General features: G+C 68.7%; 8 protein-coding genes and 1 tRNA gene. 5 read left to right on the top strand and 4 right to left on the bottom strand.

Annotated elements, in window-relative coordinates; genetic code table 11:
* Nucleotides 1–17: 17 nt before the first annotated feature.
* Nucleotides 18–2,204, top strand: coding sequence for an ATP-dependent DNA helicase UvrD2 (locus IEX49_RS07835; RefSeq protein ID WP_229672404.1), 2,187 nt, complete (start codon nucleotides 18–20; stop codon nucleotides 2,202–2,204).
* A 65-nt stretch (nucleotides 2,205–2,269) separates the two neighbouring features.
* Here the strand turns inward: IEX49_RS07835 and IEX49_RS07830 are convergent, their stop codons facing one another.
* Nucleotides 2,270–3,343: a TOMM precursor leader peptide-binding protein gene (locus IEX49_RS07830; RefSeq protein WP_188805620.1), complete on the bottom strand. Its 1,074-nt coding sequence runs from the start codon at nucleotides 3,341–3,343 to the stop codon at nucleotides 2,270–2,272.
* Between the two features lie 208 nt (nucleotides 3,344–3,551).
* Between IEX49_RS07830 and IEX49_RS07825 the strand changes: the two genes are divergently transcribed.
* On the top strand, nucleotides 3,552–4,208 hold the full coding sequence (locus IEX49_RS07825) for a M48 metallopeptidase family protein (protein ID WP_188805619.1): 657 nt from the start codon (nucleotides 3,552–3,554) through the stop codon (nucleotides 4,206–4,208).
* On the opposite strand, the gene IEX49_RS07820 is transcribed toward IEX49_RS07825, so the two are convergent.
* Nucleotides 4,209–5,621, bottom strand: coding sequence for a zinc-dependent metalloprotease (locus IEX49_RS07820; RefSeq protein ID WP_188805618.1), 1,413 nt, complete (start codon nucleotides 5,619–5,621; stop codon nucleotides 4,209–4,211). It abuts the gene before it with no gap.
* A gap of 218 nt (nucleotides 5,622–5,839) precedes the next feature.
* Between IEX49_RS07820 and IEX49_RS07815 the strand changes: the two genes are divergently transcribed.
* From IEX49_RS07815 to IEX49_RS07805, 3 genes are all read left to right on the top strand, one after another.
* A complete protein-coding gene (locus IEX49_RS07815; protein ID WP_188805617.1) occupies nucleotides 5,840–7,021 on the top strand; it encodes a YlbL family protein in 1,182 nt (393 codons plus the stop codon).
* Between the two features lie 386 nt (nucleotides 7,022–7,407).
* Nucleotides 7,408–10,344 carry a UPF0182 family membrane protein gene (locus tag IEX49_RS07810; RefSeq protein ID WP_229672403.1) on the top strand — a complete coding sequence of 979 codons (2,937 nt, stop codon included), beginning with the start codon at nucleotides 7,408–7,410 and terminating at the stop codon, nucleotides 10,342–10,344.
* A 267-nt stretch (nucleotides 10,345–10,611) separates the two neighbouring features.
* A tRNA-Met gene (locus IEX49_RS07805) sits at nucleotides 10,612–10,685 on the top strand.
* A 160-nt stretch (nucleotides 10,686–10,845) separates the two neighbouring features.
* Here IEX49_RS07805 and IEX49_RS07800 read toward each other — a convergent pair.
* The gene (locus IEX49_RS07800) at nucleotides 10,846–11,640 is read right to left on the bottom strand and encodes a PspA/IM30 family protein (protein WP_188805615.1); all 795 of its coding nucleotides are present in this window, start codon (nucleotides 11,638–11,640) and stop codon (nucleotides 10,846–10,848) included.
* Between the two features lie 136 nt (nucleotides 11,641–11,776).
* Nucleotides 11,777–13,891 (bottom strand): TPM domain-containing protein, encoded by a 2,115-nt coding sequence (locus IEX49_RS07795; protein WP_188805614.1) that lies wholly within the window; start codon nucleotides 13,889–13,891, stop codon nucleotides 11,777–11,779.
* Between the last annotated feature and the right edge of the window lie 53 nt (nucleotides 13,892–13,944).

Genomic DNA, 13,944 nt, shown 5'->3' with positions numbered 1-13,944 from the left:
ACATCCCCCGGAGGACCGTGACCGACCACCCCGATATCGCCACAGACATCCTGGCGGGCCTGGACGCCGAACAGCGCCAGGCCGCGACCACCCTCAACGGACCCCTGTGCATCCTGGCCGGGGCAGGGACGGGCAAGACGCGCGCCATCACCCACCGCATCGCCCACGGCGTGCAGACCGGCGTCTACGACCCACACCGCACCCTGGCACTGACCTTCACGGCTCGCGCCGCCGCCGAGATGCGCACCCGGCTGCGGGACCTCGGCACCCATGGGGTCCAGGCGCGGACCTTCCACTCGGCCGCCCTGCGCCAGCTGCAGTACTTCTGGCCCCAGGCGGTCGGCGGCGCCGTCCCCGAGCTGGTGGACCACAAGGTCAACATGCTCGCGGAGGCCGCTCGGCGCCTGCGCACCACCACCGACCGCGCCGCGCTGAGGGACCTGGCCGGTGAGATCGAGTGGGCCAAGGTCTCCATGCGTACCCCGGACTCGTATGCCGCCGCTGCGGCCGGTCGCGAGATGCCGACAGGCTGGGACGCCAACGGCGTGGCCCGGTTGTTCCAGGGGTATGAGGACGTCAAGACGGACCGGAACCTGATCGACTTCGAGGACGTCCTGCTGATCATGGTGGGCATCCTGGAGACGGAGCCGAAGATCGCCGCCCAGGTGCGGGACCAGTACCGCGTGTTCATCGTGGACGAGTACCAGGACGTCTCGCCCCTGCAGCACCGGTTGCTGGATCTCTGGCTGGGGGGACGGAACGAACTGTGCGTGGTCGGGGACGCCTCTCAGACCATCTACTCCTTCACCGGGGCCACCTCCCGCTTCCTGCTCGACTTCCGCCAGGAACACCCCGACGCCACCATGGTCAAGCTCGTCCGGGACTACCGGTCCACCCCCGAGATCGTGGACCTGGCCAACCGGCTGTTGTCCGAACGCACCCGGCAACGGGTGCCCGTGCCGGGACCGGACGGTGTCCGTGGACCGATGCCGCGGTGGGCCGAACCCCTGGAGCTCGTGTCCCAGCGGGACCACGGTCCGGCACCGGTGTTCGCCGAATGCTCGGACGATGAGGCCGAGGCCGGTTGGATCGCGGCCCAGGTGAAGCAACTGCTCGACGAGGGCATCCAGGCCGCAGAGATCGCGGTCCTGTTCCGCACGAACGGCCAGTCCCAGGCGTTCGAGTCCGCCTTTGCCGCCGCCGGCATCGGCTACCAGCTCCGGGGCGGAGAACGGTTCTTCTCCCGACGCGAGATCCGGGACGGCATCCTGCAGCTGCGGGCCGCGGCGCGGTCTGCCCAGGACGTCGCCGGTGACCAGGTCCCCGGCCGGGTCAAGGACGTCCTGGTGTCCCTGGGCTACACCGAGGCGGCTCCGCAGGCTTCGGGGGCCACCCGCGAGAAATGGGAATCACTCAACGCCCTGGTCGCCCTGTCCGAGGAACTGGCCACCACCCGTGGTGACCAGTTCACCCTCACGGACCTCGTGGCCGAGCTGGACGAACGCGCGGCCAGCCAGCACGCGCCCACCGTCCAGGGCGTCACGCTGGCCTCACTCCACTCGGCCAAGGGCCTGGAATGGGACGCCGTCTTCCTCGTCGGACTCTCCGAGGGCCTCATGCCGATCGGCTTCGCGGACACCCAGGAGGACATCGACGAGGAACGGCGCCTGCTCTACGTGGGCATCACCCGCGCCCGGCTGCGCCTGTTCCTCACGTGGACCCTCTCCCGCGGCACCGGCGGGCGATCCACCCGCAAGCCCTCCCGCTTCCTGGAATCACTGGATCCCGAGGCGGACTCCCGGCATGGGGCCCAGAGGCAGGGCCGACGCCGGCCCGGCACCGCGGGAGCGTCCGGCTCCGGTGGCCAGGGCTCGGGCCGCAAGCGTGCCCACCCGGCGCAATGCCGATCCTGCGGCACGCTGCTGGAGACCGGGGCCGAGCGCAAGACCGGCCGGTGCCTGGACTGCCCGCCGACCTACGACGAGGGATTGTTCGAGAATCTCAAGGCCTGGCGCTTGTCCACGTCCCAGGCGGCTTCCATGCCGGCGTTCGTGGTGTTCACGGATGCCACCCTGGTGGCGATCGCGGAGGCTGCTCCGAAGACACCGGCAGAATTGTTGCGCATCGCCGGGGTCGGCAAGTCCAAGCTGGAGAAGTACGGCGAGGATGTGCTCGAGCTCGTCAACGGAACCCCGACTGCCTGACTGCCTGCCTGACGGGCTGGCGACGCGACGGTTTGACGGCCTGACAGTCTGGCGGCCTGGCAGTGTCATCCGGAGGCGGTGCACCCGCACTCAGGGTGGGTGACCACCGTGAGCGTGTCGATCCGGCTGCCGTCTCCGTGCACGTGCAGGACCGCGCCCGCCGGGGCCGTTCCCGTCTCAGCCCATCGGATCACCTGGCGGGCCGCCAGGGCGCCGGCGGTCGTCGCCACGGCCACGTCCTCACGGCCGGCCCTATGGTCCAGGAGGGCTGCGGTCCGCCGGCTCCGATCCGGGTCCGCGTCCCGGGCCGCCAGGTCCCAGCACAGGGGGCACCGCCCCTGACCGGGCACGAACCAGGGGCCGATGAGTGCGTCGTCGTCCCGCATCACCACCGGCAACACCGGATGGTCGGCCGTGCGGGCGAGGGCGATGTAGTCATAGTCCGCGGCCCCCCGGGTGACGCTAATCGTGAGGGCGCCCCCGGGGTTCGGGCGTACGGGGGAGGTGAGTGGCAGGACCACGGTGCCGAGGCCGGCGTCGTCCACGCGCCGTCCCAACGCGACGGGCCGGCTCCGGCCGAGGTCGGAGGCCAGGTAAGCGGTACCGAGATCCGCGGCCGTCACCGCCTGAGGATCCCACACAGCCAGCCGGCCGATGCCGGCGGCAGCCAGGACCCGGGCGATGACGGACCCGGTGCGCCCCAGTCCCAGGATCTGGACCTGAAGGTTCTGACGGCGGTCCAAGACCTCGGACACACGCTCCCGTGCCTCGGTAGCATGGGCGCCGTCAGCGCCGGCAGTGCCATCGCTGCAGGTGGGAGCCGCGTCCAGGGCCAGCGCCATCGCCAGATCGTCGGCGAGCAGGTCGGAGGCATGGCCCGCGCCGGCGCGCGCGGGCGGATCATGCCACCGCAGGAAGGCCTCCAGGGACGACTCCAGGTCCCGGGCAAGGGCCGGGTCCAGACCGCAACGGCGGGCGGCATCCGCCTCCTGTCCGTCAGGGATCCCGTCGACGAGCCGCTGCAGGTACTCGACCGTGGCCGCCGAGCATCCGGAAAGCTGGGTAGAGCGCGTTCCCGAGCCGATCTGGACGGTGTCCTCGGTGATCTGGAGCAGCGTGAGACCGGGATCGAGACGCATGGAATCCTCTTTCATCAGGAGTGGACGGCCGGACGTCGTCGGACGGCCCCCTCCCACGGTGAGATCCGGTTGGCCGGGGCCGGTCTCTCCCGCCTCCGAAACGGGGCCGCCGTCTCATCGTGACACCAACGTCGGTCCGGCCCGTGAGGTTATCCACAAGTGGGAGTCGATGGCCGCACCTGGGCGAGGCCAGCGGCAGAATGGAACCATGACGCCCTCACGGCCGGATGCCCGGCCTTCCACACGCGCCCCGGCCCGCACCGCGTCCGGGACGGGCCGCCGTCGTGCATCAGGGCCGGGCAGTCCCGGCCGGGAGGTCGAGGACCTGGAGGTGGATGGCACCCTCGTGAGGATCGTGCGGTCCTCACGGCGTACCCGCACCGTCTCCGCTGCCTGGCGTGACGGCCGGATTCAGGTCTCGGTGCCGATGGGCCTGGGCGCCGAGGCCGAACGGGACTGGGCGCGCCGGATGCTGAAGAAGGTGGCCTCACGGCAACCGGCAGAGCCTGACTCGGACGGGGACCTGCTGGCCCGCGCCCGGAAACTGGCCCGCACCTGGCTGGGTGGCGAGGTGGACCCGAGCGAGGTGGTCTGGTCCACCCGGCAGCAGCGCCGCTGGGGGTCCTGCACACCGACGACGGGCCGCATCCGCATCGCCGCCGAGGTGGCGGAAATGCCCGGCTGGGTGCTGGACGGCGTACTCGTGCATGAACTCGTGCATCTGAAGCACGGAGACCACTCGGCGGCGTTCCACGCGATGGCGGAACGCTATCCGCGGCAGAAGGAGGCCATGGCCTTCCTCAACGGCGTCAGCCACGCGACCGGCCGGGGGATGACAGGGCCGGACGGAGAGCCGGACGACTGACTACTTGTGTCCTTCGCCATCGTCGAAGCCGCCCTCCAGGAGTTTGCGCAGCTCGTCGTCCAGGCCGGCCGATTCCTGTTCGCGGGTCTCGCGCCGGGTGACGTAGCCGTCCGGGTCATCCAGGTCCTCGGCCGTGGGCTGCAGGTCGGGATGGCGCCAGATGGTGTCGCGGTACTCGCGACCGTTGGCCTCGCCGATCTTCTCCCAGAGCGTTGCCGCCTCCCGCAGCCGGCGTGGACGCAGGTCCAGGCCGACCAGGGTGCCGAAGGCATGCTCCGCCGGGCCACCGGTGGCCCGGCGCCGGTTGATGGTCTCCCGCAGGGCATTCGCCGCGTCCAGGGGTTTGGCGGCCTCGGTGACCACCACGTCCACCCAGCCCTCGATCAGCGCGAGCGTCAACTCGAGGCGCTCCAGGGCCGCCTTCTGTGTCCCGGTGGGCTCGGGGATGAACGACGCCCCGGCGAAGGCCTCCTGCATGGACTCTGGATCGGACGGGTCGATGGACCGGGCCGCCTCCTCGATCTTGGACATGTCGATGTGCACGCCGGAGGCATACTGCTCGATCGCCGCGTACAGGTCCCGTTCCAGCCACGGGGAGTGCACGAACAGGCGCATGCGGGCCACTTCCCGCAGAGCCAGGTAGATGCGGATCTGATCGTCCGGGACCTCGAGTCCGTCTCCGAACTCCTCGATGTTCACCGGAACCATGGCCAACTGGTGCCCCGCCACCGGGAAACCGGAGTCGGTTCCGGAGAGAACCTCCTGGGCGAGGGCGCCGACGGCCTGGCCCAGCTGGAGACCGAACATGGTGCCGCCCATGTTCTGCAGCATCGGCTGCATGCCGTCCAGCATGCCCTGCATCTCCTCGGGCACCTGGCCCGGCAGCTGGTCCCTCATGGCCCGGGACATGGCCTCGGACATGGACACGGCAACAGGCTCGGTGAGTCGTTGCCAGGTGTCCATGGACGCCTCGACCCATTCGGCACGGGACCAGGCCTTGCCGAGCAGGCCGGTGGACTCGATCTCGGTGGCACCGTCCAGCCAGAGTTCCGCCAGCCGCAGGGCCTCGTCGATCTCACGCCGGGCGAAGGTTCCGACGGTCGGGTCCTGTCCGGCAGCCGCCTGGCGTGCGGACTGCCGCGCCAGGGTCCAATTCACCGGGCCATCCTCGGGCGAGGACTGCATCATGGCCTGGAACTGCTGCATCATCTGGCTCATCATGGCCGGGTCCAGCTGGGAGGGATCGAACGGGAGGCCGCCGGGGGCACTGGTTCCACCGGCGCCGCCCAACTGTCCGAGGGCACGGCGCAGTTCCTCGGGATCGGGCCCGCCCTCGCCGAACATGCGGCGGAGCATGTCGGACAGCGGGTCTTCGCCGTCAGGGGAACCGGGGCCGTTCGGAGGATTCGTCATGGCCACCAGCGTATCGGCGAGCCGTGACCGTGTCCGCAGTGAATCCACCGGTTCACTCTGGGCGCACAGGGGCATTGCGTCGCGCGCCACACCCCGCGCGCAGACCCCCTAGAATGGAGGGAGACCAGAGCGGCCCGGGCAGCGGGCCGTACGCCTCTGCCCGCAGGTCGGTGGACCGACCGGCCCGGAGCAGTTTTCGTGAAGACAGGTGCCCTGACGTGTCAGAGACCGGACACCCGCCGCCGTCGCCGTCGGCCGTGCCCGGTTCCGTGACCCCGTTCGCGGACCAGGCACCGGCTGATGCGGGCCGCCTGCGTGACGCCACTGATCTCAAGGCCTGGACGCGTCGCACCCACGCCGGTCGCCGCCGTCGCCGTATCACCGCCGTGGCCGGTGCCGTGGCTGGCCTCCTGACACTGACCGCCGTCGCCCTCCCCAGTCCGTTCATCATCGAGACGCCCGGACCCACCTTCAACACCATCGGCGAGTTCGAGGGGGAGCCGGTGATCACCGTCAACGGTGCCGAGACCTATCCGACGGACGGCAGCCTGGATCTGACCACGGTGTACGTGTCCGGGGCTCCGACTGGCTGGACGACCTTCCTGGACGTGATGCGCAGCTGGGCTGATCCGACCGCATCCGTCATCCCCCAGGAACTCGTCTACCCCTCCGGGACCACCTCCGAGGAGGTCAACGCCGAGAATTTCGAGGCCATGGCCACCTCCCAGAGCTGGGCCGTGGCCGCGGCGCTCGAAAACCTAGGCATCGACTACCGCCAGACCCTGTTCGTCGCCGGCTTCACCGAGGACTCCCAGGCCACCGGCCTGCTGCAGCCGAAGGACCAACTGGTCACCGCGGACGGAATCGAGGTCACCGGGCTCGAAGGGCTGAAGAACCGACTCAACGACTCCGGCGGTGAACCGGTCGATCTCGGCATCATCCGGGACGGCCAGGAGCGCACCGTCCAGGTCCCCGTCTATCAGGGGGCCGAGGGGGAGTGGCTGATGGGCGTCTTCCTGGACTCGGACTTCGAGTTCCCGCTGGATGTGGAGATCACGCTGGAGAACGTCGGCGGTCCGAGCGCTGGGCTGATGTTCGCACTCGGGATCGTCGACGAGCTGACCCCCGGGGCCATGGCCGGCGGCCAGCACCTCGCGGGCACCGGGACGATCGATCCGGACGGGACGGTCGGGGAGATCGGCGGCATCGTGCAGAAGGTCGCCGGCGCCCAGGCCGGCGGGGCGCGTCACTTCCTGGCCCCGGCCGGCAATTGCGCCGAGCTGGCGGGCAGCGTCCCCGAGGGGATCGAGGTCTACTCGGTGAGCACCCTCGAACAGGCCCGGGCCGTGGTCGAGAGCGTGGGGAGTGGTGAAACGCCGCAGGCACCGACCTGCGGGTGATCGGGGCAACGAAGGGTGAGCACGGCGCGCCATGGCGCGGTACCAGGCAAGACGAGCAGGGCACGCAAGATCACGCAAGACCAGGAACTTCGGTGGCCACACAGGGCCACCAACGCAGTGCAGGACACGACCGGCGCCAGGGCGCAGATGGGTAAGGACACGTGAGTTTCGGACAAGGGTTTGGCGGTCTCTTCGGAGGACCGGACGATGGACGCGGCAATGACCGCGGAACAGGGGGTTCCGGCGGCCTGTTCGGTGGCCCGGGCGGCAGTGGGTCAGGAGGCCCGGGGGGCCCCGGTCGTCCCGGTGGCCCGGGACAGCCGTCCGACCGCGGCGGTGATTCCTCGCAGGGACGTCCCACCGGCTCCCGCCGTCCCTCGGCGCTGGTGCTCACCATCGTCGTCCTGGCCGTGCTCGTGGTTGCCTTCATGTTCTTCTCGGGTGTCTATGCCGATGTCCTCTGGTACAACCAGGTGGACTTCTCCGAGGTGTTCTGGACCGAGATCTGGACCCGTGCGGCCTTGTTCGCGATCGGTGGTGTGTTCATGGGGGCCGCCGTGTGGCTGTCCATGTGGCTGGCGTGGAGGGCACGGCCCCAGAACGTGCAGAGCCAGACCCGTGATTCCCTGGCGCAGTACCAGAAGCAGCTCGAGCCCATGCGCCGCCTGGTGTTCATCGGCATCCCCGTGGTGATCGGGTTCTTCGCCGGCTCCGCGGCCATGAACGGGTGGCAGGACGTGCTGCTGTTCTTCAACCAGGAGCCCTACGGCCAGGTGGACCCCGAGTTCGGCCTGGACTTCATGTTCTACATGGCGACCCTGCCGTTCCTCGGGCTGATCGTCGGATTCCTGATCTCGGTCGTGCTGATCGCCGGCATCGCCGGACTGCTCGTCCACTACCTCTACGGCAGCATCCGGGTGAAGGAGCAGGGAGGCATCGTCATCGAAACTCCCTCCCGCATCCACCTGGGCGTCTTCGTGGCCCTGTTCCTCGTGCTGCAGGCCGGCAACTACTGGCTGGACCGCTACCGCACCCTGCAGTCGCAGAACGGCAACTGGGCCGGTGCCATGTACACGGACGTCAACGCCGTGATCCCGACCTCGACGATTCTGGCGGTGGCGGCCGCCCTGGTGGCCATCCTGTTCATCGTCACGGCCATCACCGGCAAATGGCGAATCTCCCTGGTCGGCGCGGCGGGCCTGGTCATCGCCGCGATCGTGGCCGGTGCCGCCTACCCCTTCCTCATCCAGGAGTACCAGGTCAAGCCGTCCGAGGTGACGCTGGAACAGGACTACATCAACCGCAACATCGAGCACACCCGCGAGGCCTACGGGCTGGCGGAGGTCGAGACGACCGGGTACGCAGGCGAGACCGAGGCTGCAGCCGGGAGCCTCTCCGGGGAAGAGGCCAGCACCGCGAATATCCGGCTGATGGACCCGAATCTGCTCTCGCGGACGTTCGGCCAGCTGCAGCAGTTCCGGCCGTACTACGCCTTCCCGGAGACCCTGCACGTGGACCGCTACGAGGTCGAGGGCGAATCCCAGGACACCATTCTCTCCGTGCGTGACGTCAATGTGGATCCCACGTCGTCCTGGGTGAACCAGCACATCACCTACACCCACGGCTATGGTGTGGTGGCGGCGGATGCCTCTGAGGTGGCCGCCGGCGGGCGCCCGTCCTTCCTGCTGTCCGGAATCCCGACCTCGGGTGAACTGGGCAGCGATGAGACCTATGAGCCGCGCATCTACTTCGGCATGAACTCGCCGAGCTACTCGATCGTGGGAGCCCCGGAGGGGGCCCCCGAACGTGAGCGTGATCGCCCGCAGGACGCCTCCAGCGACCAGGACACCACCTACACCTTCTCGGGTGAGGGCGGTCCGTCCGTGGGCAGCTTCTTCAACCAGTTGGTCTACGCCATCAAGTTCGGTTCCACGGAGATCCTGTTGTCCTCGGACGTGAACTCCGAGTCACAGATTCTCTACGACCGCAATCCGATCGAGCGCATCCAGAAGGTCGCCCCGTACCTGACCGTGGACTCCAATGCCTATCCGGCAATCGTGGACGGCCGAGTGCAGTGGATCGTGGAGGGTTACACCACCTCGGACAATTTTCCGTACTCCACCGCTCAGCAACTGGACTCGGCGACGCGCGACGCCCTGAACACGGACGCCGCCGCCAATCTGACCGGTCAGGTCAACTACATCCGCAACTCGGTCAAGGCCACCGTGGACGCCTATGACGGCTCCGTCAACCTCTACGCCTGGGACGAGGAGGACCCGCTGCTGAAGGCCTGGCAGAAGGTCTACCCGACCTCGCTGAAGCCGTACTCAGAGATGAGCGCCGAACTCATGGACCACGTGCGCTATCCCGAGGACATGTTCAAGGTCCAGCGCGAATTGCTCGGCCGCTACCACGTGACGGATCCGGTGGACTTCTACGAGAATAACGACGCATGGTCCGTTCCGGCAGACCCGACGGAAGATGACGAGACCATCAAGCAGCCGCCGTACTACATGACCCTGCGCATGCCGGGCAAGGACGAGCCGGCATTCCAGCTGACCAGCACGTACATCCCACAGGTCACGCAGGACGCCCAGACCCGCAATGTGCTCTACGGATACCTGGCCGCCAACGGCGACGCGGGCACCGGCGAGGACGGCGTGAAGTCAGAGGACTACGGCCACATACAGTTGCTGGAGCTACCGCGCCAGACCTCCATTCCCGGACCGGGCCAGGCCCAGGCGCAGTTCGACTCCAACGCACAGGTCTCCCAGGAGCTGAACCTGCTGCGGCAGGGCGCCTCCGAGGTCATCAACGGCAACCTCATCACGCTGCCGGTGGCCGAGGGCATCATGTACGTGCAGCCCGTGTACATCCAGTCCACGGGCACCACCTCCTACCCGACGCTGCGCCGGGTGCTGGTGTCCTTCGGCGAGGACCAGATCGGCTTCGCCCCCACGCTGGAGGAGGCCATGGACCAGGTGTTCGGGGGCGACTCCGGTGCCAACGTGGACTCCGGTGAGGATCCCACGGACGACCCGTCGATCGACGACCCGGCCGCGGATGAACCGGGCTCGCAGCCCTCCCCGCCGGAGAGTCAGAGCGCGCAGGAACAGCTCGGTCAGGCCCTTCAGGACGCCAACGAGGCCATCATGGCTTCCGAGGAAGCCATGGCCAGTGGCGACTGGACCGCATACGGTGAGGCTCAGACCCGCCTGAACGACGCGCTGGCCCGTGCCCTGGAGGCCGATGAGGCCATCCGTGGCCAGGCCGCGCCCGAGGAAGGTACGGAGGCACCGGCCGAGGAGGGCACCGAGGGCTGATCCCTCGAGCCCGCCTCTTCCCATGCCGCAGGGGCCGCCGCCCGGAGTGATCCGGACGGCGGCCCCTGCCGCGTTCGGCGGTGGGTACCGTCGGTTCCGACGCCCGGGTGAGTACGCTACGGTCCCGTAGGCCAACCGCACCGGTTCGCGGACGGCCCGGTGGCCGATCGGTGGAGGCCAGATGAACGGGGATTGGCCGGTGGTGGACATCACGGTGGCCTCGATTTGGCTTTCCGGCAGGGACCCCCGTATAGTCATAGGAGTCGCCGCGGGGTGGAGCAGTTCGGTAGCTCGCCGGGCTCATAACCCGGAGGTCGCAAGTTCAAATCTTGCCCCCGCAACGAGAAGGGAAAACCCCCGAACCATTGGTTCGGGGGTTTTCTGCTGTCTGAGGACGATATCGGCCCCCCACCTTCCAGTCGCTGTCCCAAGAGGGGACGGGGAAGGGGAGGGGCCGACGTCGTGATCCGGGCCGGGGCAGACCGGGACCGGGAGCCGGAATCAGTTGGACCGGGTGGCACCTTCCGAGTAGTCCAGCTCAGTCTCGCCGGTGCCTGCGGCAGTGCCGGCGGTCAGGGACTGGGTTCCGCCGGCCTTCAGCGCGGCGAGGCGGGCCTCGACCTCGGTCTGCTCGCCCAGGTCCTCGAGGGACTCGAACTGGGCGTCCAGGGACGAGGCGGCCAGCTCGTTCTGGCCTCGCACGCGGGCTTCCTCACGACGGACCTTCTCCTCGAAGCGGTTGACCTCGGAGGAGGGGTCCATGATGTCGATGGACTTGACGGCGTCATGCACCGCGGACTGGGCCTGGGCGGACTTGGCCCGGGCGGTCAGCTCGTCCCGCTTGGAGACCAGCTGGCGGCGCTTGTCGTTCATCTTGTCCAAGCCGTCCTTGAGCTTGTCCACGATCTCGGTCTGCGAGGCGATGGTCGGCTCCGCGGCCTTGGCAGACTTCTCGGCATCCATCTGGCGCTCGATGGCGACCTTGGCCAGGTTGTCGAACTTGTCCGCAGATGCCGTGTCACCGGCGGTGCGGAACTGGTCAGCCTTGGAGGAGGCGGCCAGGGCCTTCTGGCCCCAGCTCTTGGAGGCGTCCAGGTCCTCGTTGTAGTCGTCCTGGATCATGCGCAGGTTGCCGATGGTCTGGGCCACGGCGGCCTCAGCCTCGGAGATGCTGTTGGTGTAGTCGCGGACCATCTGGTCCAGCATCTTCTGCGGGTCTTCGGCCTTGTCCAGCATCGAGTTGATGTTGGCCTTGGCCAGGGTTGCAATTCGGCCGAAAATGGACTGCTTTACCACGTTGTCGCCTTCCGCTCATTCCGTGAGTACCGGCGGTTTCTCCACCGGTTCCGTCTCCCGTGTCCCGCTGGCGGGCGTTGGGCCCCGGTGCCTCGCGGCACCGGAAATTTGGTCTGTCCCCTCCGGGTGTCCGTTCCTAGAAGCTACCGCCGACGCCGTCTCCGAAGCCACCGCCGCCGAAGTCACCGCCGCCGAGGCCGCCACCGCCACCGAAACCGCCGAAGCCGCCACCGCCCCAATCGCCGTGGTCGTTGTCCCCGCCGAGGATGCCACCCATCAGGATGCCGCCCAGGATGGCCCCGCCGAGCCCGGCGCCGAAGCCGCCGCCCCCGCCGCCATAACCACCACGGCCTCCGTAGCCGGCACCGGCGCCGGCGTAGCCGCCCCACTGATTGAGGTCCTGCTGGGCCAACTGACTGGCGCGGTCCGCCAGGGAACTGGACTGGTTCGCCAGGTTCAAGGCGGTCACCGGATCCTGTCCCGAGAGCCGGATGGCGTCCTGCAGGGTGCGCTCCGCCTCGGCCAGCTTGGTCCGGGCCTGGCTGCCCACGGCACCACGGCGGGCCGCGATGAAGTCTTGGGTGCCGTCGATCTGGGCCTGCGCCTGCCGGATGGTGGACTGGAGGGCGGAGGCCGCCCGGCGCTCCTGCTCCTGGCGATCCCGGATGCCGGACAGGGGTGCGTCGAGCTGGCGGTGGGCCTGCTCCAACGACTGCAGCAGTCGGAAGGGGGCTGGCCGGCCCGCGGCGATCTCCGATCTCACGCGAGACAGGGTCTGTTGCAGGCCGGCCGCCGGACCGGCCAGCTCGGTGTGCTTGCCGGCAGCCACGAGAGCCTGCGCCTGGGCGAGGTCCTGGGCGGACTGGTTGACCCCGGTCTGCAGGTTCTCCATGGCGCTCTCCAGATGGCCCCGAGCCTTGGCCACGGCCTCCACCAGTGTGGAGATCTGGGAGACGGCCTCCTCACCGGCCCGGATCGCCAGCACGGCGGTGGAGGGGTCGGAGGCGAGGGACTCCTCCGCCTTGGCAGCGGCGGCCCGGACAAATTCGAGGCGTTCCCGGGCCTGCGTGGCGTTGTCGTTGACCTCGGCCAGTGCTACGTCCGCGTAGCGGGTATGCAGATCCACGAGGCCCTGCTCGGCCTGGGCCACCGAGTCCGCCACCTGATCGGCGCGGGTGTTGAGGGACTCCAGGGCTGCACCGGCGTTCTTCTCCAGGTCGCGGAGTTCGTCGAATTCCTTGGTGTGCGCGGACAGCGACTCGTTGACGGCCTGGCACCGGGCGATGATGTCCTTGAGCCAGGCGCGCTGCTGTTCCTCGGTGTCCGGGATGTGGTCGTCCAGCTGGTTCTGCAGCTTGTAGGACTCCCGCATGTGGTCCTTGGCGATCTCGATGTCCTGGGCGAAGGTCTCGACGGACTTCTCGCCATAGGACGCGAGGGCGAAGCCGACCTCCTGCTCGGACGAGCGAATCGCGTCATCGGCTCCGATGAGCATGGAGCCGGCTTTGGTGCGCAGATCCTCCACAGACATCTCGTCGAGGGGATCCTTCGGACCCTGCGCTCCGCGGGCGGAGTGACCCTGCTGCTCCGCCTTGGACTTGTTGCGGCGCATCAGGGCGTATCCGCCACCGGCGAGGGCGGCCACCGCCACGCCGCCGGCGATCCAGCCGCCGGCACCGCCGCCGGAGTCGGGTCCGTTGACCCGACCGTCGGCAGCATCCTCGACTCCCGCGACGGTGGCTATGGCGGCAGCTGCCCAATCATCCTCGCCCACGGCTGGCAGTGCCGGAGCGATGTACTCATCCTTGATATCTGTTTGCAAGGCGTTGATGCTGTTCGCCTGGTCGGCATCGAAGTGGTACTTCCGCTCATCGACGGCGACGGCCAGGATCGAGTCACCGCTGCCGGTTCCCTTCTGCTCGCCAACTTGTGTCACCCACTCTTCAGGAGTCGCCTGCTGGCCGTTCTCGTCCGTGAACTCATCGACGTACACCACGAAGAGGTTCTGGCCCTCCTCGGACCTCAGGTTGTTGATGGCCTGGGTGATCTCGTCCTCCTCGGAGGAGGAGAGCACCTCGGCCTCATCCACCACGAAGGTGCCCGGAGGGATATCCACGGGCGCCTCGGCCCGGGCCGCCTCGGCGAGGGCCAGTCCGCCGGCCATGGTCAGTCCCGAGGCCAGCAGGGCACTCAAGGCCAGGACGGCGGGGGAGAGACGGCGCGGTTGCACCGCAGGGGCCTGGGACGTCATGGATCACCCTTCAGGGGTACACGTGGGATGGTGGCTGCTGACTGAAGTCTATG

The organism is Citricoccus zhacaiensis (genome assembly GCF_014645315.1).
GTDB classification, from domain to species: Bacteria; Actinomycetota; Actinomycetes; order Actinomycetales; family Micrococcaceae; genus Citricoccus; species Citricoccus zhacaiensis.
Note: the sequence above shows the minus strand (reverse complement) of the source record. Positions and strands in the feature narration are given on the sequence as shown.